The following is a 23,575-nucleotide window of genomic DNA, read 5'->3' as shown; positions in this document are numbered from 1 at the left end:
CATGCGCCAGCTAACTATAGGCAAAAAAATTGACTTTGGTTATGCAATAGCCTGACCGCAGGCGCGACAAAAACGCCGGACTGTTTCAGCCATGCCAAACTCCAGCGCATCCGCCGTCAGCCCGTGACCAATGGAAACCTCGGCCAGATAAGGGATATGTTTCATCAGCTTGGGCAGGTTTGCGACCGTAAGGTCATGGCCGGCATTGACGGCAAGGCCGAGCGCTTTGGCATGGTCTGCCGTCTGCCCCAGCTTCTCGACAAGCGCGTCAGCCTTTTGCGGATCGTCAAAACAGCCGCCATAGGGACCGGTGTAAAGTTCGATACGCGCCGCACCTGTTTCGGCCGCCAGCTCCACCGGCTCGCGGTCTCCGTCGCCATCGGCAAAAAGCGAAACACGCATGCCGCCAGCCTTCAGGCGTCCCACCACGTCTTTCAGGAAAACGCCGTGTTTGCGGAAATCCCAGCCGTGGTCGGACGTCGCCTGCGACGGGTCATCGGGCACCAGCGTCACCTGCTCGGGCTGGGTCTTCTCGCAAAGAACGAGAAAATCCTCGGTCGGATACCCTTCGATGTTGAACTCTGCACCGGGGAAGCGGTCGTCGATGAGCGCACGCAGCACCGGCAGATCGGAAAAGCGGATATGGCGCTGATCCGGCCGCGGGTGTACAGTCAGCCCGCTTGCCCCCGCCGCCAGTGCAATATGCCCGAAATGCGCGACATCCGGCCATGGAAGATCGCGACGGTTGCGTAACATGGCAATTGCGTTCAGATTGACAGAAAGTTTTGCGGGCATGGCATCGGCGCTCCGGTTCGGAATTGACATCCTGTTTCACGCAGGTTGAGGCCAATCGCAAGGAGGCCGGCAAATTTTTTATTATTGCGGGAACGAAAACAGACAATACACGTTACGGTTCTGATGTAGCGTTTGGCATGAGGTCTTGATCGGAAAACATGTCCGGCTTGGGGGAACAAGCAACGGACACCTTTAAAAAGGCAGGCACACTGTCAAAGAGCGCAAAGGGGGAGACAATGCAGGATGGCCGTATGCCGTTCGGAAGTCACGGCGACGAGGATAAACCCAATCTAAGGGTCAGCAGCTTTTTACCTGACATAAGCCTGCCCTCCTCCCTGCCCGCGGAGCCCGTCCCCATCGCCGATATGGCCAATATCTTCGGGGTGACCCACCGGACGCTGCATTTTTACGAGGAAAAAGCGCTGCTGACCTCCAAGCGCATCGGCCAGATGCGGGTCTACACCCACCGCAACGTCCAGCGCATGGCCGTCATCAACGTCTGCCGCGAAGTGGGCATTTCCGTCGCCGCAATTACCGAAATCATGGAAAAGCTCGTCCGTTCGCTCTCGCAGGAAGAGGCGGACGATATATTCCACGCCGCGCTGCGGCAGCGGAAGCGGGAATTGACCGCCGAGCTTTCCACCCTTCAGCGCCAGGCCCAGCAGATCGAGGAGCTGCTGGTCACCGACGAGGATGCGGATGGCATGGATGGCGCGGAACGGGCTCCGGCGAAGGATATCGCCCTGACCGACACCGAACGAAAATGCCTGGAACTGATGGCGGAGGGTTATGCCCCGGTGCGTCTTGCCCGTGCTCTTGGCCTTTCCGGCAGCGATCTCAACATGCTGGAGGCGAAGATCATCGGCAAGTTCAATGCCAGCAACCGCTTTCAGGCAGTCGCCAAGGCGGTTCTGCTCGGCGTCATCCGCGCCTGACAGGGCATTTCCAGGAAAAGTGCACAGCGGTTTTCCGTCCGGACAATACGTAGACAAAAAGATAGAGCATTGACGCTGCGCCCGTTATTAACCGGAAATGCTCTATCTCAGCGAACGATCGTCAGGGTTTCCGCCGCGCGCGTGATGGCGGTGTAAAGCCACCTTTCGCGGGAATCCCGGAAGGCATAGCTCTCGTCGAAGAGAACCACATTGTTCCATTGCGAACCCTGCGCCTTGTGCACGGTCAGCGCATAACCGAAATCGAATTCGTCATAACGCTTGCGGGTCGACCAAGGAATTTCGGTCTCCACATCCTCGAAGGCCGCCTTCAGCAATTTGATCTTGGCCGCACCGCGATCCATATCGTCGTCTTCCGGCCGGATCATCAGGTTGATGCCGGGCTTCACCGTCTCGCGCGAAGAGCTCATCACCTGCCAGAGCGAGCCGTTGAGCAGGCCTTTGGCCGGATCGTTCCGGAGGCAGACCAGCTTGTCGCCGGATTGCGGGTAATCGGCGGTAAACCCCTTCAGCTCGCGAAGCCGCTGATTGTAGCGGCGGCGGGTGCGGTTGGTGCCGACCAACACCTGGTCGGCATCGAGCACCAGCGACTGCGTCACTTCGGATTTGGAAATCACCTGCGCTGTCCCGTAATCGCCGCGCATGATCTCGCGACCTTCCCGCACATCCATGGCAAGATGGATGATGGGATTGTCCTTGGCCTGACGGTGAATTTCCGACAGCAGATAATCCGGCTCCTGCTCGGTGAAAAAGCCACCGCCCGAAACCGGCGGCAGCTGCCCCGGATCGCCAAGGACGAGGATGGGCGTGCCAAAACTCATCAGATCCTTGCCGAGCTGCTCGTCCACCATCGAACATTCATCGATGATGATGAGCGCCGCCTTGGCGAGCGGGCTCTGGCGGTTGATGGAGAACATCGGCGCGATCGAGGTCTTGCCGGTCTCCTCGTCCTCCACCGTTTCTTCGCCGCGCGGGCGGTAGATCAGCGAATGGATGGTGCGGGCATTTGTCGCCCCGCGCGAACGCAGCACCTGCGCCGCCTTGCCGGTGAAGGCCGCAAACAGCACCTCGCCATCGACATTTTCCGCAAAATGCTTGGCAAGCGTCGTCTTGCCCGTTCCGGCATAACCGAACAGCCGGAAAACCGGCGTCCGGCCTTCCTTCAGCCAGCGGGAAACAGCCTTGAGCGCTTCGTCCTGTTGCGGTGAAAATAACATGCGCCCTCATCGCAGGATTCGAGCCTGATGCGCAACAGAAAAAGAACGAAAGATGAATCATCCCGCCAGAATGCGGCAATAAAACACGGCTGGTTTTTAAGGCATGATCGCTATCATGCCCGGCATGAAGATATTGATTCTCGGCGCGACAGGTTTCATCGGTTCGGAAGTGACAGCAAGTCTGCACGGCCGTGGCCATGCCGTCAGCGGTCTGGCGCGCTCTGTCGCCCGCGCGCGGGACAAGTGGCCTTTCGCGATCTGGATTTCCGCCGATCTCGCCCGCATGACACGGGCGGCGGACTGGGACAGGCTGGTCAGGGATCACGACGTCATCGTCAATTGCGCCGGCGCACTTCAGGACGGCTTGTCGGACGATCTGGCGGCGACACAGGAAAAAGCCATGCTGGCGCTTTACGAGGCGGCGGCGCAGGCGGGCGGCAAGCGCGTCATCCAGATATCGGCCCGCACAGCGGGAGCCGCGGCCGACCTGCCATTTCTCGCCACCAAACGCCATGCCGATCAGGCGCTCACCGCAAGTGACCTGCCTTACGTCATTCTGCGCCCAGCGCTGGTTGTCGGACGCAATGCCCATGGCGGCACGGCGCTGGTGCGCGCGCTTGCCGGCTTTCCTTTCCTTCTCCCGCTCGTCAATGGCACAATGCCGGTTCGAACGGTCGCGGTCGAGGATGTGGCGGAAGCCGTCTGTGCGGCCATCGATGGTGAAATTCCACCCGGCAGCGATCTCGAACTCGCCGCTGAAGAAACGCTGACATTGCAGGATGTCGTTACCGCGCACCGACAATGGCTCGGACTGTCCCCCGCACCCGTCGTAAACCTTCCGGCAGCCCTCATGCGGCCCGTCAGCCTGTTGGCGGATGCCGCGGGCAGGCTCGGTTGGCGCTCCCCGCTCCGCTCGACCGCCATGAAGGTCATGTCGGAAGGCATCGTCACCGAAGAGAGGTTGCAACCGGTGACGCCGCCGCTCAAGAGCCTGAAACAGACGCTGACGGCCCATCCATCCGGCGTGCAGGACCTGTGGTTTGCCAGATCTTATCTGCTGAAACCGCTGGTCATCCTCTGCCTGTCTCTATTCTGGCTGTTGTCCGGCCTTATTCCGCTGTTCGAAATCGACCGCGCGGCGGCGCATTTTCTGGCCTTCATGCCGAAGGCGCCGGCCGTGACCCTCACACTTGTCACCTGCCTCATCGATATCGCCCTCGGCGTCACCGTGCTGCTGCGCCCACTCGCCGGAAAGGCGCTCATCGGCATGCTGCTGGTCAGCGCCGCCTATCTGACGGGCGGTAGCCTGCTGGAACCGGGCCTGTGGCTCGATCCCCTCGGTCCCCTTGTCAAGGTTCTGCCTTCCATCGCCCTGACGCTCGTTGCCCTCGCCACGCTGGATGAACGCTGATGACGCTTGAGGAACTGCTGCGGCTCGCCCATGTCATCGGCGCGACGGTGCTGTTCGGCACCGGCGCGGGCATCGCCTTTTTTATGGTGATGGCACGGCGAACGGCAAACCCGGCGCTGATCGCGCATGTGGCCGGCACGGTCGTCATTGCCGATACGATCTTCACCGCCACCGCCGCGATCATCCAGCCGGTGACCGGCTATTTTCTGGCGCGCATCATCGGCTGGCCGCTGACGGAAGGCTGGATCGCCCTTTCGCTTGGCCTTTATGTCTTCACCGGCATTTTCTGGCTGCCGGTGGTGTGGATCCAGATCAGGCTGCGCGATATCGCCCGTGATTGCGCCGCCACCGGACAAGCCTTGCCGGCCCAGTGGTTCCGCCTTTACCGCATCTGGTTCGCCTGCGGTTTTCCCGCCTTCTTCGCGGTTCTCGGCATCATCTGGCTCATGCTCAACAAGCCGGATATTCCTCTGTTCGGCTGATGCGGCTCAATGCGCCGCCTGCTTCTCGACAAGCTGCGCCAGCTGCTCCGCAACCGTGTTCCAGCCGTCGAAGAAGCCCATCTCCGCATGCCTGTCGCGGTCGGCCAGGTTGTTGTGCATGGCATAGGCTACGTATTCCATGCCCTCGGGGTGCTCGCGAAACGTCATCACGGCGGTGAGGAACGGCTCTGCAGAGGGCCGGAAACCCGCAGTCAGCGCATCGGTGAAGATGAGACGCTCCTCATGATCCACCGCCAGGAAACATCCGTTGACATGCGGACCGAATGCCGCCCCATCCTCGCTGTAGCGTGTCTCGAAAGCACCGCCAGGATAAAGCTCCATGCGGTCGACGCGGCATTGGCCGGGATGCGGCACCCACCATTGTTCGAGGCTGGCCTTGTCCGTCCAGGCATTCCAGACGAGCCGGCGCGGCGCCCTTATGATGCGTGAAATCTTCAGGTCGAGATCGGGATTGAAAGTCTCGGTCATTGGTCATTCTCCCCTTTGCTGGACATCCTGTCCTGTTGCGCCATGACAAATTGCTCGAGCCGGTCGGTGCGGCCCTCCCAGATGGCGCGCTGCTGCGAAAGCCAGCCATCGAGCATGGAAAACCGCTGTTTCTCCAGCGCGCAGAACCGGACACGCCCCTGCTTGCGGGTCACGATCAGCCCCGCCTCCTCCAGCTGGCGGATATGTTTCATGAAGGATGGCAAGGCCATGTCGAAGGGTTCGGCCAGCGTTCCGATGCTCGCCTCCCCGCCGCCCAGCCGCAGGATCACTGCCCTGCGGGTCGGATCGGCAAGAGACTGGAAGATGTCGTCGAGCGCGTCTGAATAGTTTTCCATAAGGCTAACTATCACGACAAAACACTTAGCTCAATGGATAAGTTTAAAAATATTCGAAACGGGGAATAATCAATAGGGTTGCGGTGTCTCTTGATGTGCTGGCGGCTTGAGCCCGCCCCCGAACCAAGGAGGATATGTCCATGAAGATCCGCTTTATCGTTCCCACCCTCGTTCTGGCTTTTGCCGGAACGGCCTATGCAGCCCCTGCGGTCGAAACCGTCAAGACCGCCAAGGGCGATGTGCTGGCGGGCGAAAAAGGCATGACGCTCTACACTTTCAAGAACGACAAGAAGGGCGTATCCAATTGTTATGACAAATGCGCGGTGAACTGGCCGCCGTTTTTCGCAGCCGCCAGCGACAAGGCCGAGGGCGCCTATTCCCTCGTGAAGCGCAAGGATGGCAAGATGCAATGGGCGAAGGACGGCATGCCGCTTTATTACTGGGTCAAGGACACGAAAAAAGGCGACGCCACCGGCGACGGTATGAACGGTGTATGGGATGCCGCAAAACCCTGATGGCATGACGGACGAAAAGCGGGGGAACCATTCCCCCGCAGCCGGCAGTTTCGAAACCGAAATGCTGGCGCTGATGCCCATGCTGCGCCGTTATTCCCGCAGCCTTTCCCGTTCCGACGCCGATGGCGAGGACCTCTTGCAGGACTGCGTGGAAAAGGCGCTGGCCAATAAAAGGCAATGGCGCGGAACGGGTTTGAAAACATGGGCTTACACGATAATGACGAATCTTTATCGTAACCGCCACCGCGCCGAGAAACGCCACCCGTCCGAGAGCCTGGACGGCCATGAGAGCATCGCCGTCACGGAGACGCTCTCCGACACGCTGGAGAACGACCGCCTGCATGGCGCGCTCGCCCTTCTTTCGCCTGATATGCGCGCGGTGCTGATGCTGGTGACGGTGGAGGGTTACAGCTATCAGGAGGCGGCCGAGACATTGTCGATCCCGCTCGGCACCGTCATGTCCAGACTGTCCCGCGCCCGCGAGACCCTTCGCCAACATCTGGCGGCGGATAATATCATTCCCCTGCGGAGACCACGATGAAACGGCTAGAGGCCATAACCGAAGACGATCTGCACGCCTATGTCGACGGACTTCTTTCCGACGACGATCGCGCGGCTGTCGAGGCCTGGCTGGCGGAAAGACCGGAAGACCAGGCCCGGGTGCAGGCGTGGAGAAATCAGGCCGATATTCTGCGCAATGCCTTTGCCTCCTATGCCGCCGCGCATCCGCATGATGCATCGATGCTCAATCCGCAAAAGAGGGATAGCGCATGGCGGGCAAAACCGGTTCTCCTGCAAACAGCGGCAGCCCTCTTGATCTTCGTGGCGGGTGCTGCGGCGGGCAGGCTTCTGCCGCCGTCTTTTTCCACGCCGCAGGACGTGACCCTGGCGTCGCTGACGACGGATATTCCGGCACAGGCGAAATCCGCCTATCTCATCTATGCGAGCGAGGTGCGCCATCCCGTCGAAGTCGGCGCCGGAGAACAGCAGCATCTCGCCACATGGCTCGGCAAGCGGCTCGGTTACCCCTTCACCATCCCCGATCTCTCGAAGATCGGATACGACCTCGTCGGCGGGCGTCTTATCCCCGTCAGCGGCAAGCCGGGTGCGATGCTGATGTATCAGGACAAGACCGGCCGCCGGGTGACGGTGCTGATCGGCCATAATGAGGAAAACCGCACCACCAGCTTCCGCATGGCCAGCGCCGACGGCATCGAGACCTTCTACTGGATCGACAATGAACTGGGCTACGCCGTGTCCGCCGAGCTGACGCGCGACGAGGTGCAGGCAATCGCGGAGGAATGTTACCGGCAATTTCCGACGTGAAGACCGCTATTTCAGCATCGGCCAGAGGCTGATGACGAGAAGTACGGCCATGGTGATATTGAACCATTTGAGCCGGACCGGGACAGCCAGCCAGTCGCGCAGGGCCGAACCGAAACCGGCCCAGGTGGAAACGCTGGGAAGATTGACCGCGGCGAAGGCCACCCCGACGACAAGGACGGTGATGAAATATTGCCCCTCATCCGTATAGGTCGCCATCGCCGTCACCGCCATCACCCAGGCCTTCGGGTTGACCCATTGAAAGGCGGCGGCTGCGAGGAAACTCATCGGCTCGGATGCGGCCGAACCTTCGCTGAGGCTGCGCGAGGTGCCGATCTTCCACGCGATCCAGACGAGATAGAGCCCGCCTGCGAATTTCAGCCCGGTGTAGAGCACGGGCACCGAATGCAGCAACGCGCCGAGACCGAAGCCGACCCCGATCAGCAGCGACAGAAACCCCGCGCCGATGCCCAGCATATGCGGGATGGTGCGGCGGAAACTGAAATTCACGCCTGACGCAAACAGCATCATGTTGTTCGGGCCGGGCGTGATGGAGGTGGTGAAGGCAAACAGCACCAGCGCGATGAAAGTTTCGATGGTCATGATCTCTCCTTGAGCCAAAATCCTATCCGCCGGGCCACCATCAGGCCACCCCGCCGGATCGATGGTCGAGGTCAATTTTTTTGATGGATCGATCCTGTCCGTGCCGGCTTTGAGAAGTCGGAACAAAGTTCTATTGTTCAATCAACAACCGCTGGAGCGACCCCATGTATGACGATATTCCTTCCGTCACCCTGCCCTCCGGAAAGGAGGTTCCGGCCCTTGGCCTCGGCACCTGGAACATGGGGGAGACGCGATCATCCGCGCCACAGGAGGTCGAAAGCATCCGCAAGGCGATCGATCTTGGCATGACGCTGATCGACACGGCGGAAATGTATGCGGATGGCCGATCGGAAGAGGTGGTCGGCGCGGCCATTGCCGGCCAACGGGACGACGTGTTTCTGGTCAGCAAGGTCTATCCCTGGAACGCCAGCGCCAGAGGCACGGCGGAGGCCTGCGAGCGCAGCCTTTCAAGGCTTGGCACAAATCACATCGACCTCTATCTGCTGCATTGGCGCGGCGAGCATCCCCTCGAAGAAACCGTGGCGGCTTTCGAAAGGCTGAAGAGCGACGGCAAGATCGGCGACTGGGGCGTCTCCAATTTCGATACAGACGACATGGAGGAGCTTTTTGCGGTTCCCGGCGGCAAGAACTGCGCCGCCAATCAGGTACTCTACAACCTGTCCCGGCGTGGACCCGAGTTTTCGCTGCTACCCTGGTGCCAGGAGCGCGGCGTGCCGCTGATGGCCTATTCCCCCATCGAGCAGGGCCGCATTTTGAAGAACCACGAACTCATCCGCATCGCCAAGGCCTATCAGGCGACACCGGCGCAACTGGCGCTGGCCTTTCTTCTGGAAAGGGACGGCGTCATCGCCATTCCGAAATCCGCCAGCGTTTCCCGTGTCGAGGAAAATCGCGGCGCGACCGATCTTGAAATAACCGAGGAAGACTTGGCAGCACTGGATGCCGTCTTCCCGCCGCCAACACGCAAGACCTCGCTGGAAATGCTGTGAGGGAACAGAGAGTTACGAAACTCTTCGGAATCAATCGCTCAAGCGGTTGAATCGGAATGTGAACGCCACGCCGATGAGCAGGCTTGTTGTTCGGGCATCAGACATCAGGCACGGACCAGCCGAAACGGCGCGACAAGCCGCGCCGTCAGATCATGAGAACGCATCGCGATCATTACGGTATGCGCTGCTCATATTCCTCTTTCAGCCCCAGCCAGGTATCCCAGAAGGGACCGGGCTCCTCTTCCTGAAGCCGGGCTGCGAGAATATCGAGGTGCACGTGCCAGCCGGCGCTGACATTGAGCTTGGTCGTACGGTCCGCCAGCCGGCGATGGATCAGCGTCAGAAGCACGTCCTTGCCCAGGGCCTGAAGCTCGATGGACACTTCCGCGCCCTCGCCCCAACTGAAGACGAGGCGGTGCGGTGGAACGACGGTGATGATGCGGGAAGCCATCCTGTGCTCTTCGGAAAAGCCTTCGGGGCGACGGCCCGGCGGATCGGAAAGCTCGTCGTTACGCCAGACGAGCTCGAACGGCGCATCCGCCGCAAGCCGCATTTCGCCCGATGCCAGCCAGCGGCGGCGAAGATCGCTTTGTGTCAGATAGGCCCATACCCGCTCGATCGGTCCTGGCAGCAGCCGTTCGATCTTTAAGGTGGTGGGCTCGACGAGACGACCATAGGCGTCAGGCATTGCTATATCAGCCATTGTCATTTCCTCCATCTGTAGGGATTTTTCCCTGATCTTCCTCCCTGAGCATCTGCTCAAGAATATCGAGGCGACTGCCCCAGAACTGCCGGTAGAAATCCAGCCATTCATGTGCCTCCGCCAACCGTTCGGGCGAAAGGCGGCAGACATGGATGCGCCCCCTCACCTCGCGGCGGATAAGCCCCGCATTTTCCAGCGCCTTGATATGTTTCGAGACTGCCGCGAGCGATATGTCGAAGGGTTGCGCCAACTGGCTCACCGTTCGCTCTCCACGGGAAAGGTCACGCAGCATCGTGCGTCGCGTGGCGTCGCCAAGGGCATGAAAGACGGTGTCGAGATGTGAAGCGGATAATTCAACCATGTTGTTGAATATGGACTGTCGACGCGGAAAGTCAACCATATGGTTGAATATAAATTCATCGAATGGATACGACAAACCACAGGCCGAACGGCTGACAACAGCGGATCGAGTTTTCGGATCGGAATCAGATTCGGAGAAACTTCATTGCCAACTGGCATTCTTTGAAACGTAAACATCGAAGCGCAAAGAACGAAATATGAGCACGAATAAATATCAATATACAAAAACTCTAATAATCATAACAGAAGTCAAATGAAAGAGTGAGATTGATTAAACTTCACGATCTATATTTACGATAGCGCAACCGGAATGCGTGATGATACTGATATATTAATCGGGATCACCAGTATTATGATCGGGAAATATACCAATCAAATGCAAGCAGCCCTCCTTTTGGAAGGCAACTTCACCTCCTCGCCATTACCGGGTCTGATCAAGCAGCTTCAAACCGTGTTCAACCGGCTCGGCATGCCCCTGACGTGCCCCGGAATGTCTTCGACCTATGTGCAGATGTTCGGGCCGAACGATCTTCAGGTCACCATCGAGTTCATGGCCAGGCCGGCGGATCACGGCGTTTTCGCTGGCACACTCGGCTCACCAATCTCCACCATGCTGGTGCCCGATGCCACAGACCGTATCAGACGCCATAAATCCCATCTGCTTGTCTATGTGCAGCACGGTGTATTCGGCGGCGTGATGCGGGAAAAAGGTATTTCGAGCCTGTTCAACGAACTCGGCATGCACCAGCCCGGACATTCGCTTGCCGAGTTTCTCGAGCGGATCAAAGTCCTGTCGATTGCCTGCGAAACAATCTGCGCGGAAATGCCTGCAAGCCTGATCCACTGGACACAGAGCAACATGGTGTTTTCATCCGCCAACTTCACGACAGTCGTGGGAGAGCCCATCGGTCCGCTGACGGTTCATCCCTGCCTTTACGGTCCGGAACCGCCCCGGGGATCGGCGAAGCAATATGTCGGCATCCACACCTTGGGGGCAGCAGACTATATTGGGCGGGAAATCCACGTGGAAGCCGCGCCGGTTCCCTGGACGGAATTATATGCGGGCGCCCTGAGTTTCATCAAAATCGCTACCGAGAAAAACGGATATATCATCCCCGATGGCGACATCTTCGGGGTGGAGGACGATTCCGTTTCTTTCCGGGTTTGCCATGTCGGAGCAAATCCCGAACAAGGCCTGTCGGATCATTATCAACTAACCCTTCGCTACTCTCGCGAACATGGGTATACGATGCCTGATGCCAAACGTCGGCTGACGGTTCCAGGTGGCGTCGACGGCGTTGAAAGGCTGATCGGCACGGCGACACCGGAAGCACGGGCCCAGCTTCGCAGAATGCGCGAAAGCGCGGCGCTGGCCGAAGGTGTCGGCGGTCGTCTCGTCGTGACGCGGCCCGCGGATGAACCACCGCAGAACCCCGGTCGTGCAGGAAATGCACGCATCATCCCCTTTGGAAAACGCACCGGACTATAGTTGGAAAAACACAAGCCCGCAACGTAGCGCGGGCTTGATATTGGACGGCACTTCTCGCGTTGGGAGATCACATCCCCTGCGGGCCGCGGTTCATCGCCGCGATACCGGTGCGGCAAATCTCGATCAGGCCAAGCGGCTTGATGATCGCCACGAACTGGTCGATCTTGGATGACTTGCCGGTGATCTCGAAGATGAAATGCTCCACCGTCGCATCCACCACCTTGGCCTGAAACGCATCGGCAAGGCGCAGCGCTTCAGCGCGGACTTCGCCCGTGCCGGCAACCTTGATGAGCGCCACTTCGCGCTCGATCGGCCGTTCCTGCCCCAGTTCGCGGGCACGGACGGTGAGATCGAGAACCCGGTGCACGGGCACGATGCGTTCCAGCTGCGCCTTGATCTGCTCCAGCACGATGGGCGTGCCGCGCGTGACGATGGTGATGCGCGACAGATGCGCCTCATGTTCCGTTTCCGAAACCGTCAGGCTTTCGATGTTGTAACCACGGCCGGAAAACAGGCCGATGACCCGGGCGAGAACGCCCGGCTCGTTGCTGACGAGAACCGACAGCGTGTGATTTTCAACGGCAGCCGTTTCCTTCTGGATGAAATAGGCGGAGCCGGTGGGTTGTAGGTGTGCGTTCATGTCCTTTTCCTCTCCCGGCTCAGACTAGCTGACGGCCCTTGGCGTCAATGGCGTTGGCAACGGCTTCATCCGTCGCCTCATCCGGCAACAGCATCTCGTTATGGGCTTTACCAGACGGAATCATCGGGAAGCAATTGGCAAGATTGGCAACGCGGCAATCGAAGATAACCGGCTTGTTGACCGCGATCATCTCGGCGATCTTGTCATCCAGTTCCTTCGGATCGTCGCAGTACATGCCGACTGCGCCATAGGCTTCCGCCAGCTTGACGAAATCAGGCATGGCTTCGGTATAGGAGTTGGACAGGCGGTTGCCGTGCAGCAGCTGCTGCCATTGCCGAACCATGCCCATATACTGGTTGTTGAGGATGAAAATCTTCACCGGCAGGCCATACTGAATGGCGCAGGACATTTCCTGGATACACATCTGGATCGAGGCATCACCGGCAATGTCGATGACCAGCGCTTCGGGATGAGCCACCTGTACGCCGATGGCTGCCGGCAGGCCGTAGCCCATGGTGCCGAGGCCGCCCGAAGTCATCCAGTGGTTCGGCTCCTCGAAGCCGAAAAACTGCGCCGCCCACATCTGGTGCTGGCCAACTTCCGTCGTGATGTAGGTGTCGCGTCCCTTCGACGCCTCATAAAGCCGCTGCAATGCATATTGCGGCATGATGACATCGTTGGAGTTCTTGTAGGCGAAAGAGTTGCGGGCGCGCCAGCGCTCGATCTGCGCCCACCAGTCCGCCGTCTGCGCCTTTTCAGGCTTCTTCGGCAGAGCCCGCCACAGGCGAACCATGTCTTCCAGAACATGCCCGACATCGCCGATAACGGGCACGTCGACACGAACGGTCTTGTTGATCGAGGACGGATCGATGTCGATGTGGATCTTCTTGGAATTCGGCGAAAACGCATTGATGCGTCCGGTAATACGGTCGTCGAAACGCGCGCCGATGCAGACCATGACATCGCAATCATGCATCGTCATATTGGCTTCGTAAGAGCCGTGCATGCCCAGCATGCCGAGCCAGTTCTTGCCGGAAGCCGGATAGGCGCCAAGACCCATCAGCGTCGAGGTGATCGGGAAGCCGGTCAGCTCGACCAGCTCGCGCAGCAGACGGGTTGCCTCCGGACCGGAATTGATAACGCCACCGCCGGTGTAGAAGACAGGCTTCTTCGCCTTGGACATCAGGTCGATGGCGGCGTGAATGGCGTTGAGGTCGCCCTGAACCTTCGGCTTGTAGCTCTCATGCTGGGTGGCGGCGGAAGGCGGGGTGTAGGTGCCGGTGGCGAACTGGATGTCCTTCGGAATATCGACGACGACAGGACCGGGACGACCCGTCTGCGCAATACGGAAGGCCTCATGAATGATGCCCGCCAGCTCGTTGACGTCCTTGACCAACCAGTTGTGCTTGGTGCAGGGGCGCGTGATGCCGACGGTATCGCATTCCTGGAACGCGTCGGAACCGATCAGCGTGGTGGGAACCTGGCCGGACAGGCAGACGAGCGGAATGGAATCCATCAGCGCATCCTGCAGCGGGGTAACCGCATTGGTGGCGCCGGGACCTGAGGTGACGAGCATGACGCCGACCTTGCCGGTGGAGCGGGCATAACCTTCGGCCGCATGGCCGGCACCCTGCTCGTGGCGCACGAGGATATGCTGGATGTCTTCCTGCTGGAAAATCTCGTCATAGATCGGAAGCACGGCACCGCCGGGATAACCGAAGATGTGCTCGACGCCATTGTCCTTCAGCGCCTGCAGAACGATCTCCGCACCTGTCATGCGATTGCTGTTTTCCGTATTGTCCTTATCCGTCATTGCCTGTTTCCATCCCGCTTTGGCTTTGGATATCGAGGAGCCCGAGGGCCTGTTTGAAGACATAAAAAAAGGCCCCTAGAGGAGCCTCGTTCAGCGCATGGGTGCTTTCGCCGGATGGTTACACCATCCTGCCCATGCGCCGTCCCACCACGATAAGTACGTTAAGATTTTTCATGGGCCGGAGTGTTAGCCACAAAAGCCCCAGCCGTCAACGCATATTGCAGGAAAAAATCACCACCGCCTTCTTTTATTACCCCAGAGGGGACTTTGGCGAAATTTTCGAACGCGGCTGATACACCTGTTGTTAAGCATAATCTTTTATATCGAGTAGGCAGATGTTGCCCGAACCACCGCGATCATCCGCATGTACCGGGAAAAAATGTGAATAACGACACGTTTCATAACGCGTCCCGCATGGACGAAAACGAACGGCGATCCGGCCAGCAACCGGCAAACCGCATGCTGGGCCGCGTCATCGCCTGTAACGGGGCGCACGCCACCATTGCCGCCGAAACGGAACCCGGCTCCACCGATGTGTCGCAGCTCTGGTCCGTCGGACGCCTGATCTCCATCGAAATGGGCACGAGCCGTGTCACCGCGCTGGTCTTTGCCATGCGCACCGGCGAAGATTATTGGGCAGCGGACAGGCCAAACAGGCTGCTGATCGACGTGGAACTCGTGGGCGAAGTCTATCGCACCGAAGACGGCAGCGAACGTTTTTCCACCGGCATCTCCCGTTACCCCTATCTCGGCGCGGTGGCGCACCGCATCCGCACCAGCGACCTTGCAAAGATCTACGACAGCGGCAAACGCGACGCCTGCGTCATCGGCAAGTTGACCCAGGACGACACGATCGACGCCGCCATCAGCATTCCGCAGATGCTTGCCAAACATTTCGCCGTTGTCGGCTCGACGGGTGTGGGCAAGAGCACCGCCGTTTCGTTGCTGCTGAACAAGGCGATCGAGACCGACCCGAAACTGCGCGTCCTCATTCTCGATCCGCATAATGAATTCGCGGCCGCTTTTCCCGATCACTCGGTGGTCATCGACACCGACACGCTGGATTTGCCCTTCTGGCTGATGCGCCTTGAGGAGTTTGCGGAAGTGATTTTCCGCGGACGCAAGCCCGTGCCGGAAGAAATGGATTTCCTTCGAGATCTCGTTCCGGAAGCGAAAAAGGCATTTCGCGGCACCGAAGGTTCCGCCGTGCGCCGCACGGCCGACAAAAGCGCGATCACGCCCGATACGCCGGTGCCCTACCGCATCGCCGATCTTCTCGCCCTCATCGATGAACGCATCGGCAGGCTGGAAGGGCGCGGCGAAAAACCCGCCCTGCGCACGCTGAAAGGCCGCATCCTCTCGGCCATCAACGACACGCGCTACAATTTCATGTTCTCCAGCAATACGATCAACGACAATATTCTGGAGACGGTCGCGCATATTTTCCGCATACCCGGGGAAGGCAAACCGATTTCGGTGTTCCAGCTCTCAGGCATCCCCTCCGAAGTGGTGAATTCGGTGGTCTCGGTGCTCTGCCGCATGTCCTTCGAACTGGCGGTGCTGGCGCGCGGCTCGCTGCATATGCTCGTCGTCTGCGAGGAAGCGCACCGTTATGTTCCGGCTGACCCCGAACGCGGCTTTTTCCCCACCCGGCAATCCATCGCCCAGATCGCCAAGGAAGGCCGCAAATACGGCATCTCGCTCGGCGTCATCAGTCAGCGGCCAAGCGAGCTGGACCAGACCATCCTGTCGCAATGCTCGACCCTGTTCGCCATGCGGCTGTCGAACGAGATCGACCAGAAGATCATTCTCTCCGCCGTGCCGAACGCATCGACCTCGACCACGAGTTTCCTTTCTTCCATCGGCAATGGCGAGGCCATTGCCTTCGGCGAGGCCGTGAATGTGCCGATGCGCATGCGCTTCGACCGTGTCGTGACGGCCAAATTGCCGAAGGCGAGCGGCATCACCAGCCATGTAAACCATGAAACCCCTGATACGGTCGACCTGAACAGCATCGTCACCCGCATGCGCGCCACGGCCAAGCCCGTTATCACCGGTTTCCAGCAAAGCGTGGAAGCGGCTTTTTCCGACCAGCCGGAACCGACCCCGCCAAGCCGGGCGACGGACGAGATCGACAGCTGGAAGCGTGAATTGGGAGCGCCCGCATCAGAGGGGTATGAACCCTATCGCCCGGACATGCTGCCCGGACGCGCACCGCCTGCGCCAACCACAAACGCCTCGGCGGACCCCACCTCCGGCGCCGTCAACGAGTTGCGCAAGGCCGGTTTCCAGATGCAGGCGCAGAATGGCCCGCCGCCCGGCGAGACGCGCCCTTCGCTGCGCGAAAGCCTGTTGAAAAAACCGCTCGGCAGCCTTTACCGCAAGGATTAGGCCCCCTTCACGGCTGGATGCGCGTCCAGTCGTCGCCCATCTGGTTGCGGAACCAGGTCATCTGCCGTTTGGCATATTGCCGGGTCGCGGCAGCCGATCTTTCGATCACCTCCGCCTCGCCCATGCGCCCTGCAAGCATGTCGGCTATCTGCGAAACGCCGATCGCCTTCATCGCCGTTGCATCGGGTGCAAGATTAAGCGCGAGAAGCGCCTGCACCTCCTCCACTGCACCACTTTCCATCATCGCCTCGAAACGGCGGTTGATACGGTCATGCAGCACCGGCTTCTCCGGCAGGACGACGAATTTCTGCGCCCGCTCGGGATCGACGATTACCGGGCCGCTGGCACGCTGGAAATCGCGGATCGATTTTCCCGTCGCCTCGAGCACCTCCAGTGCCCGGACGATACGCTGCCCGTCTCCCGACTGCAGCATCTCCGCCATGGCCGGATCACGGCGCGACAATTCGGTATGCAACACCGCTGCTCCTTCCTCGATCAGCCGGGTACGAAATCCGTCGCGGATGCCATCGGGTATGGCGGGCATATCGGAGAGGCCACCCGTGAGTGCCTTGAAATAAAGACCGGTGCCGCCGACGATGACGGGAAAACGCCCCTCAGCACGCAGATCGGAAAGCAGCGCGGAAATATCCCGCAGCCATTCACCCGTCGAATAGAGGCTGCTTGCCGGCACATGGCCGTAGAGATGATGCGGCACACCCTCCATCTCGTCTTCCGAAGGCCGGGCGGTCAGCACCCGCAGCGTGTCGTAAACCTGCATGCTGTCGGCATTGATGACGACGCCGTTCCGCTCCCGCGCCAGACGAAGCGCAAGCGCGGACTTGCCGCTTGCCGTCGGGCCGGTTATCAGGATCGCATCAAAATTCTCATCAAGGTTTTTCATCATGGCTCTCGTTGCCACGCTTATCGCCAATCCGTCAAATCCTGTTCTGACACCGGCCCTCGGCGAAGCGGCCGCAAAGGCCGTCAACGCATCGGGCCTTTATTGGCTGGCCGATGGCATCGCCTGCGATATCGCGCTCCCCGAGGGAACCGACGCAGACGCGGCTGATCGTCTCCTCCGAATGGCAATCGTCGATCGGAAAATAGACATCGTCATCCAGGAGCAGGATCAACGGCGCAAGAAGCTGCTGATCGCCGACATGGATTCGACCATGATTGGCCAGGAATGCATCGATGAGCTGGCGGCCGAAGTCGGGCTGAAGGAAAAGGTCTCCGCCATCACCGCCCGCGCCATGAATGGCGAGATCGCCTTCGAACCGGCGCTGCGTGAGCGAGTCGCGCTGCTGAAAGGCCTGCCTGTTTCGGTCATCGATGATGTCATCGAAAAACGCATTACCCTCACACCGGGTGGCAAGGAACTGATCGCCACCATGAAGGCGAAAGGTTATTACACGGCGCTTGTTTCCGGCGGCTTCACCGTCTTCACCAACCGTGTCGCCGCCATGCTCGGTTTCGATGAGAACCGCGCCAATCTGCTCGGCGAAGCCAATGGCGAGCTTGATGGCACGGTGGCCGAACCCATCCTCGGCAAACAGGCCAAGGTGGATGCGCTGAACCAGATTGCCGAAAAGCTCGGCATTTCACCGGAAGAGGCGATGGCGGTCGGCGATGGCGCCAACGATCTCGGCATGCTGCATCTGGCCGGCGCCGGTGTCGCCCTGCACGCAAAGCCCGCCGTCGCCGCCGAAGCGCGGATGCGCATCGACCATGGCGATCTGACCGCGCTTCTTTATATCCAGGGTTATCGCAAGACGGATTTTGTCATTCCATGATCATTCGTGAGACAGAAAGACTCATTCTGCGCGAGTGGAAGGAGAGCGACCGCGACCTGTTCCGCGAAATCAATGCGGACGAGAAGGTCATGGAATTTTTCCCCTTCCGCCGCAGCCATGCGGAAGCGGACGCGGTGCTGGAAACCATCAATGGTATGATCCGCGGCAGCGGTTATGGCTTTTACGCCATGGAGCTGCGGGAAACCGGTGAAGTCATGGGCTTCTGCGGCATATCCCCCGTCATGAACCTCGATCCGCCCTTCCCGATCGGCACCATGGAAATCGGCTGGCGGCTCGCCACCCGCTTCTGGGGGCACGGCTATGTCACCGAAGCCGCGCAATCGCTGCTCGTTATGGCCTTTGACGAGAAAGAAACACCGGAAATCGTCTCCTTCGCCGTGCATGACAACCATCGTTCGACGGCGGTGATGGAACGCATCGGCCTGAAACGCGATCCTTCGCGCGATTTCGACCATCCGCGCGTGCCGGAAGACACCCATCCACATCTGCGGCCACACGTCACCTATGCGTTGACGCTGGAGGAATGGCGGGCGCGATAATTTCCTCGCCCGCCCGATTTTACGGCTTACTTTACCGCCGCATTGCCGCCATCGGCGAACAGCGCCGTCCCGGCGACGAAGCTCGCCATCGAGCTTGCAAGAAAAAGCGCTGCCTGCGCCATTTCTTCCGGTTGGGCAATGCGCTTCATCGCATGCAGACCCGCAGCCCATTCCTTCTGGGCCGTATCCCCGGCCATGGGCGTATCGACCCCGCCCGGCAGCAGTGCATTGGCGCGAATGCCTTTGACGGCATAATCGGCGGTAATGCCTTTCACCAGTCCCATCAACGCCGCCTTGGATGCGCCATAGGCGGCCATGCCCGGTATGCCGGCACTGGAGCCGACGAAACTGGAGGTGAAGACGATGGAGCCGCCGGCCCGTTTCAACATCAGCGGAATCTGGCTGCGCGCACCCAGAAAGGCAGAGGTGAGATTGGCGGTCAGCACGTGATCCCACTCCTCGGGCGAAATCTCCGCAAGAGGCTTCATGGCCCCGACCGCGCCAGCGTTGTTGACGGCGATATCGAGACCGCCGAACACGCTCTCGGCCGCCTCCGCCATCAGGGAATGGGTTTCCGCAACGCCGGCATCACCCACAACGGTGTGGACACGGCCGCCTGTCTCACGAATCTCTGCGGCAACCTTGTCCAGCGCCGCCTCACCCCGCGCATTGATGACGACGGCCGCGCCTTCGGCAGCAAACAACATCGCCGTCGCCCGGCCGATACCGGATGACGCGCCAGTGATGATGGCAACCTTGTTTTCGAGTAATTTCATATCCTTGGCCTCCGTTTGATGGAGACCAAGGGATAGGGACATGACGGGACCGCAACCACCCGATTCCTGCCGGAGCGGGTGAAAAGCAGCTTATTCCAGCGGCAGCGCCACGACGCGCAGATTGCCCTGCGCATCCGCCACCATCATATGCGCATTCTTGCGGCCTTCGGATTTCAGGCCATTGACGCGCACCAGCACGTCGCCCGGAACTTCCATGAAATCCTGCCCGACCTCGACGATGATATCGCCGGCCTTCATGCCCTTCTGTTCGGCCGGCGAGCCCGGATCGACGCTCGCCACCAGCACGCCTTCGACACTTTCGGCAATGCCCTTTTCGGTGCGCAGCTCGTTGCTGAGTACCACGAGGTTCATGCCGAGCACGCTCTGCGGCGCTTCACGCACTTCCGGCGTCTGGTCCTGCGCCTGATCGTCGGCGCCGCCATCATCTTCGGGCGCAACCACGCCGCCATCGCCATCTTCGCTCTGCTGATCTTCGGTCGAGGCCTTTTCGTCCGTCGTATCCTGCAACTGGCCGAGTTTGACCTTGACGGTCTCTTGCCTGCCGTCACGCAGGATCACCACATCGACCTCCTTGCCGACAGGGCTTTCCGCCACGATCCGCAGGAGGTCGCGCATTTCGTGAATATCCTTGCCGTCGAATTTCAGGACGACATCGCCGGCCTGGATCGGGCCGTTCTCCACCGGGCCGCCCTTGGCGACGCCTGATATCAGCGCACCCTTGGCGCTGTCCATGCCGAGGCTCGCGGCCACATCGTCAGTGACGGGCTGGACACGAACGCCGAGCCAGCCGCGGCGGGTCTCGCCGAACTCGATGAGCTGCTGGACGATATTCTGGGCAAGCTCGGTCGGAACGGCGAAACCGATGCCGATCGAACCGCCGCTCGGGGAAATGATCGCCGTGTTGATGCCGATAACCTCACCCTTCATGTTGAAGAGCGGACCGCCGGAATTGCCCTTGTTGATGGCCGCATCCGTCTGGATGAAATTGTCATAGGGGCCGGCATTGATATTACGCCCCCGTGCGGAAATGACACCCACGGTCAGCGAACCGCCGAGCCCGAAGGGATTGCCGATGGCCATCACCCAGTCGCCGATGCGCATGCTGCGCGAATCGCCGAACTTGACCGCCTTCAGCGGTGCTTTCGGCTCCACCTTCAGGACGGAAAGATCGGTCTTGGTATCGGTGCCGACCAGCGTCGCCTTGAGCTTCGAGCCGTTGGGGAAAATCACCTCGATGGCATCGGCACCCTCGATGACGTGGTTGTTGGTGACGACATAACCGGCCGGATCAATGACGAAACCCGAACCCAGCGAACTCACCTTTTCGCCGCCTTCGGGCTTCTGGCTGTCGAAATAATCCTTGAAGAACTCCTGGAAGGGCGATCCCTCCGGCAAACGCGGCGGAACCGGGCCCTTGCCGTCTGTCTTGACGTTCTGCGAGGTGGAAATATTCACCACCGCATCGAGAAGCGGCTCGGCGAGATCGGCCACCGATTCCGGCCCGTGGCTCTGCGCTCTCGCAGCAACCGGAGCCGAAAGGCTACCTGCCACAAGCGCGATGCCCGCGACTGCGGCGATGCTGCTGCGAAAAGGCGAAAGAAGGGTCACGGCCATAAGCGTCCTCGCGTTTCAAATAGTCCTGCCCTGCATATATCGGCAAAGCATAAGGCGGAATGATGAAGTGTAAAAATACCTTTTCGTGAACAGGCGGGTACGCCTTGCCCTTAGTCACAGCATTGGCACGAAAACGGACCGAAAAGAAAGGGCCGGTAAAACCGGCCCCTCCAAAATCATTTTATCCGTTATCAGTTCGCCGGTGCCGGCTGAGGTGCGGCCGGAGCGGCAGGGGCCGCACCGTCGATATTGTTGAAATAACGGAAGAAGGTCGAGTCCGGGGACAGAACCAGCGTTGTGCCATTGCCGTTCAGCGCATTGGCATAGGCCGACATGGAGCGATAGAACTCGAAGAAGTTCGGATCGCGCTGGAAAGCCTCACCGAACACCTTGTTGCGCTCCGCATCGCCTTCACCGCGTAGAACTTCGGACTGACGGCGGGCGTCGGATTCCAGTTCAACGACCTGACGGTCGGCGATGGCGCGGCGGCGCTGCGCTTCTTCGTTACCGCGGGCGCGGATCAGTTCGGCCTCGGCCAGACGTTCCGACTTCATGCGCTCGAAGGTCTGCTGCGAGACTTCCTGCGTCAGGTCGGTACGGCGGATGCGGACATCGACGATGCTGATGCCGAGCGATTCCGCATCGGGACGCAGATCGTCACGCACTTCCTGCATCATCGATGCACGGGCGTCCGAGAGCGCCGATTCGAAGCCGCGCAGACCGTAGACCCGGCGCAGCGAGGCGTCGAGACGGGTACGCAGGCGCGATTCCGCCGACATCTGGTCACCCGAGACCGTCTGCCGGAAGCGGCGCGCATCCGTGATGCGATAGACCACGAAGGCATCGACCTCGTAGAACTTGCCGCCGGAAACCTGAACACGGATATTGTCGTGATCGAAGCGCAGCGCCCGGTTCTCGATATATTGCACCCGGTCGGCATCCATGAAGGCGAAGGGCAGCTTGAAATAGAGGCCCGGCGCGGTTTTCACGTCCTGGATTTCACCGAAGCGGACGACGATGGCCTGCTGGCGCTCGTTGACGACGAAGATCGACGAATAACCGAGGAAAAGCACGACGGCGAGACCGACGAGAATGGCAGAAAGACGGTTACCCATATCAGTTGCCTCCCTGCTGTGCTGCGCCCGGATTGTTGCGCATGATCTCGTTCAGAGGCAGATAAGGCACCACGCCCTGTTTCTCGTCGATGATGATCTTGTTGGAACCCTTCAGGACCTGCTCCATCGTTTCCAGGAACATACGCTGGCGGGTCACGTCCGGCGCGGTGCGATACTGGTCATAGATGGAGACGAAGCGCTGCGCCTCACCCTGCGCCTCGTTGACGACGCGCGACTTGTACGCGTTCGCTTCTTCGAGGATCTGCGCGGCCTGACCGCGAGCGGCGCCGAGCTTCTGGTTGGCGTACTGGTTGGCTTCCTGAACGAAGCGGTCTTCGTCCTGTTCTGCACGCTGCACTTCGTCGAAGGCGTCGGCCACTTCGCGCGGCGGTGCCGCATCTTCGATGGCCACGGCATTAATGGAAATGCCGGCGCCATAACCGTCCATGGTGGACTGGATGATGGTGCGCACATCCGCCGCAATCGCCTGACGGTTATCGCGGAAGATATCCTGTGCCGGACGACGGCCGACGACTTCGCGCATGGCGCTTTCGGAAACCTGCTGCAGGGTTTCGGCCGGGCTGTCGACGTTGAAGAGATAGGATTTCGGATCCGAAACCGTATAGAGCACCGAGAACTGCACGTTGACGATATTCTGGTCGCCCGTCAGCATCACGCCGCTCGACGAAGACGACGAGGCGCGCGAACCGATATTCTGCTGCTGCTCGGTAACCTTGACGATTTCAACCGTCTCGATCGGCCACAGATGGAAATGCAGGCCGGGCATCGAGATTTCGTCCTTCGGACGTCCGAAACGCAGCTCCACGCCGCGCTCGTCCGGCTGGACGGTATAGATGGACTGGATGCCGAGGAAAACCAGCACGACGAGAACCACGATGGCAACCGCGCCGCCGTTGAAGCCGCCGGGCAGCACATTCTTGAAACGGTCCTGGCTGCGCCGGATGATCTCTTCAAGATCGGGCGGGCCGCCATTGCCGCCGCCACCGCCGCGAGGCCGGTTAGGCCCCTGCCCCCATGGGCCGCCACCGCCGCCCTGGTTGTTTCCTCCACCGCCGCCGCCCCAAGGGCCGCCGCCGCCATTCTGATTGCTCCAGGGCATCAATACCTCTTTATAAAAGCCTCTCC

Annotated in this window: 25 protein-coding genes; 11 read left to right on the top strand and 14 right to left on the bottom strand. The window is 60.1% G+C overall.

Translation table 11 applies throughout. From position 1 onward, the window contains the following. Window positions 1-39 precede the first annotated feature (39 nt). Window positions 40-795 carry a pyridoxine 5'-phosphate synthase gene (locus ACIQUH_RS07090; protein ID WP_400813371.1) on the bottom strand — a complete coding sequence of 252 codons (756 nt, stop codon included), beginning with the start codon at window positions 793-795 and terminating at the stop codon, window positions 40-42. A gap of 236 nt (window positions 796-1,031) precedes the next feature. Here ACIQUH_RS07090 and ACIQUH_RS07085 point away from each other — a divergent pair, with 236 nt between their 5' ends. Then, a complete protein-coding gene (locus ACIQUH_RS07085; RefSeq protein ID WP_400813370.1) occupies window positions 1,032-1,730 on the top strand; it encodes a MerR family transcriptional regulator in 699 nt (232 codons plus the stop codon). Between the two features lie 107 nt (window positions 1,731-1,837). On the opposite strand, the gene ACIQUH_RS07080 is transcribed toward ACIQUH_RS07085, so the two are convergent. After that, window positions 1,838-2,965 carry an ATP-dependent RecD-like DNA helicase gene (locus ACIQUH_RS07080; RefSeq protein ID WP_059756749.1) on the bottom strand — a complete coding sequence of 376 codons (1,128 nt, stop codon included), beginning with the start codon at window positions 2,963-2,965 and terminating at the stop codon, window positions 1,838-1,840. A 124-nt stretch (window positions 2,966-3,089) separates the two neighbouring features. Between ACIQUH_RS07080 and ACIQUH_RS07075 the strand changes: the two genes are divergently transcribed. Together ACIQUH_RS07075 and ACIQUH_RS07070 are read left to right on the top strand one after the other, a co-directional pair. Next, window positions 3,090-4,376, top strand: a complete 1,287-nt coding sequence (locus ACIQUH_RS07075; RefSeq protein WP_400813457.1) for an SDR family oxidoreductase — start codon at window positions 3,090-3,092, stop codon at window positions 4,374-4,376. Further along, window positions 4,376-4,858 carry a DUF2269 family protein gene (locus ACIQUH_RS07070; protein WP_400813369.1) on the top strand — a complete coding sequence of 161 codons (483 nt, stop codon included), beginning with the start codon at window positions 4,376-4,378 and terminating at the stop codon, window positions 4,856-4,858. Before ACIQUH_RS07075 ends, ACIQUH_RS07070 begins: the two co-directional genes overlap by 1 nt. A gap of 6 nt (window positions 4,859-4,864) precedes the next feature. Here the strand turns inward: ACIQUH_RS07070 and ACIQUH_RS07065 are convergent, their stop codons facing one another. Next, window positions 4,865-5,347, bottom strand: coding sequence for an SRPBCC family protein (locus tag ACIQUH_RS07065; RefSeq protein ID WP_400813368.1), 483 nt, complete (start codon window positions 5,345-5,347; stop codon window positions 4,865-4,867). Further along, window positions 5,344-5,703 (bottom strand): ArsR/SmtB family transcription factor, encoded by a 360-nt coding sequence (locus ACIQUH_RS07060; RefSeq protein ID WP_400813367.1) that lies wholly within the window; start codon window positions 5,701-5,703, stop codon window positions 5,344-5,346. Before ACIQUH_RS07060 ends, ACIQUH_RS07065 begins: the two co-directional genes overlap by 4 nt. Window positions 5,704-5,837: 134 nt before the next feature. Between ACIQUH_RS07060 and ACIQUH_RS07055 the strand changes: the two genes are divergently transcribed. Genes ACIQUH_RS07055 through ACIQUH_RS07045 form a run of 3 tightly spaced genes read left to right on the top strand, consistent with a single transcriptional unit; the run spans window position 5,838 to window position 7,544 of the window. Then, on the top strand, window positions 5,838-6,218 hold the full coding sequence (locus ACIQUH_RS07055) for a hypothetical protein (RefSeq protein ID WP_400813366.1): 381 nt from the start codon (window positions 5,838-5,840) through the stop codon (window positions 6,216-6,218). Next, window positions 6,202-6,759 (top strand): RNA polymerase sigma factor, encoded by a 558-nt coding sequence (locus ACIQUH_RS07050; protein ID WP_400813365.1) that lies wholly within the window; start codon window positions 6,202-6,204, stop codon window positions 6,757-6,759. Before ACIQUH_RS07055 ends, ACIQUH_RS07050 begins: the two co-directional genes overlap by 17 nt. Further along, entirely contained in the window at window positions 6,756-7,544 is a 789-nt protein-coding gene (locus ACIQUH_RS07045; protein ID WP_400813364.1) for an anti-sigma factor family protein, read from the top strand. The genes ACIQUH_RS07050 and ACIQUH_RS07045 overlap by 4 nt, the downstream gene beginning before the upstream one ends. Before the next feature lie 6 nt (window positions 7,545-7,550). Here ACIQUH_RS07045 and ACIQUH_RS07040 read toward each other — a convergent pair whose 3' ends face one another. Beyond that, on the bottom strand, window positions 7,551-8,144 hold the full coding sequence (locus tag ACIQUH_RS07040; RefSeq protein WP_400813363.1) for a LysE family translocator: 594 nt from the start codon (window positions 8,142-8,144) through the stop codon (window positions 7,551-7,553). A 164-nt stretch (window positions 8,145-8,308) separates the two neighbouring features. Here ACIQUH_RS07040 and ACIQUH_RS07035 point away from each other — a divergent pair, with 164 nt between their 5' ends. Then, entirely contained in the window at window positions 8,309-9,154 is an 846-nt protein-coding gene (locus ACIQUH_RS07035; RefSeq protein ID WP_400813362.1) for an aldo/keto reductase, read from the top strand. Window positions 9,155-9,326: 172 nt separating this feature from the next. Here ACIQUH_RS07035 and ACIQUH_RS07030 read toward each other — a convergent pair whose 3' ends face one another. Both ACIQUH_RS07030 and ACIQUH_RS07025 read right to left on the bottom strand, forming a co-directional pair. Next, entirely contained in the window at window positions 9,327-9,857 is a 531-nt protein-coding gene (locus ACIQUH_RS07030) for an SRPBCC family protein (protein WP_400813360.1), read from the bottom strand. Further along, the gene (locus ACIQUH_RS07025) at window positions 9,850-10,218 is read right to left on the bottom strand and encodes an ArsR/SmtB family transcription factor (protein WP_400813359.1); all 369 of its coding nucleotides are present in this window, start codon (window positions 10,216-10,218) and stop codon (window positions 9,850-9,852) included. The genes ACIQUH_RS07030 and ACIQUH_RS07025 overlap by 8 nt, the downstream gene beginning before the upstream one ends. 309 nt (window positions 10,219-10,527) lie before the next feature. Here ACIQUH_RS07025 and ACIQUH_RS07020 point away from each other — a divergent pair, with 309 nt between their 5' ends. Then, on the top strand, window positions 10,528-11,706 hold the full coding sequence (locus tag ACIQUH_RS07020) for a hypothetical protein (RefSeq protein ID WP_400813358.1): 1,179 nt from the start codon (window positions 10,528-10,530) through the stop codon (window positions 11,704-11,706). Between the two features lie 67 nt (window positions 11,707-11,773). Here the strand turns inward: ACIQUH_RS07020 and ilvN are convergent, their stop codons facing one another. Both ilvN and ACIQUH_RS07010 read right to left on the bottom strand, forming a co-directional pair. Next, entirely contained in the window at window positions 11,774-12,346 is a 573-nt protein-coding gene (gene ilvN, locus ACIQUH_RS07015) for an acetolactate synthase small subunit (protein WP_063949275.1), read from the bottom strand. A 19-nt stretch (window positions 12,347-12,365) separates the two neighbouring features. Then, a complete protein-coding gene (locus tag ACIQUH_RS07010; RefSeq protein ID WP_400813357.1) occupies window positions 12,366-14,159 on the bottom strand; it encodes an acetolactate synthase 3 large subunit in 1,794 nt (597 codons plus the stop codon). A 381-nt stretch (window positions 14,160-14,540) separates the two neighbouring features. Here ACIQUH_RS07010 and ACIQUH_RS07005 point away from each other — a divergent pair, with 381 nt between their 5' ends. Further along, entirely contained in the window at window positions 14,541-16,550 is a 2,010-nt protein-coding gene (locus tag ACIQUH_RS07005) for an ATP-binding protein (protein ID WP_400813355.1), read from the top strand. Between the two features lie 7 nt (window positions 16,551-16,557). On the opposite strand, the gene miaA is transcribed toward ACIQUH_RS07005, so the two are convergent. Continuing rightward, window positions 16,558-17,454 carry a tRNA (adenosine(37)-N6)-dimethylallyltransferase MiaA gene (gene miaA / locus ACIQUH_RS07000; protein WP_400813354.1) on the bottom strand — a complete coding sequence of 299 codons (897 nt, stop codon included), beginning with the start codon at window positions 17,452-17,454 and terminating at the stop codon, window positions 16,558-16,560. Here miaA and serB point away from each other — a divergent pair. Beyond that, window positions 17,453-18,343 carry a phosphoserine phosphatase SerB gene (gene serB, locus ACIQUH_RS06995; protein ID WP_400813353.1) on the top strand — a complete coding sequence of 297 codons (891 nt, stop codon included), beginning with the start codon at window positions 17,453-17,455 and terminating at the stop codon, window positions 18,341-18,343. The genes miaA and serB overlap by 2 nt on opposite strands. After that, window positions 18,340-18,903, top strand: coding sequence for a GNAT family N-acetyltransferase (locus ACIQUH_RS06990; protein WP_063949279.1), 564 nt, complete (start codon window positions 18,340-18,342; stop codon window positions 18,901-18,903). Before serB ends, ACIQUH_RS06990 begins: the two co-directional genes overlap by 4 nt. Window positions 18,904-18,929: 26 nt before the next feature. Here the strand turns inward: ACIQUH_RS06990 and ACIQUH_RS06985 are convergent, their stop codons facing one another. The 4 genes from ACIQUH_RS06985 to hflK all read right to left on the bottom strand — a co-directional run bounded on the left by ACIQUH_RS06985 (window position 18,930) and on the right by hflK (window position 23,549). Further along, a complete protein-coding gene (locus tag ACIQUH_RS06985; RefSeq protein ID WP_400813352.1) occupies window positions 18,930-19,679 on the bottom strand; it encodes an SDR family oxidoreductase in 750 nt (249 codons plus the stop codon). A gap of 90 nt (window positions 19,680-19,769) precedes the next feature. Beyond that, window positions 19,770-21,314: a Do family serine endopeptidase gene (locus ACIQUH_RS06980; RefSeq protein ID WP_400813351.1), complete on the bottom strand. Its 1,545-nt coding sequence runs from the start codon at window positions 21,312-21,314 to the stop codon at window positions 19,770-19,772. A gap of 191 nt (window positions 21,315-21,505) precedes the next feature. Continuing rightward, on the bottom strand, window positions 21,506-22,429 hold the full coding sequence (gene hflC / locus ACIQUH_RS06975; protein ID WP_174057047.1) for a protease modulator HflC: 924 nt from the start codon (window positions 22,427-22,429) through the stop codon (window positions 21,506-21,508). A gap of 1 nt (window position 22,430) precedes the next feature. Next, on the bottom strand, window positions 22,431-23,549 hold the full coding sequence (hflK, locus tag ACIQUH_RS06970) for an FtsH protease activity modulator HflK (protein ID WP_003522368.1): 1,119 nt from the start codon (window positions 23,547-23,549) through the stop codon (window positions 22,431-22,433). Window positions 23,550-23,575: the final 26 nt, after the last annotated feature.

The organism is Agrobacterium sp. NPDC090283, from assembly GCF_044769685.1.
Classification (GTDB): Bacteria; Pseudomonadota; Alphaproteobacteria; order Rhizobiales; family Rhizobiaceae; genus Agrobacterium.
Note: the sequence above shows the minus strand (reverse complement) of the source record. Positions and strands in the feature narration are given on the sequence as shown.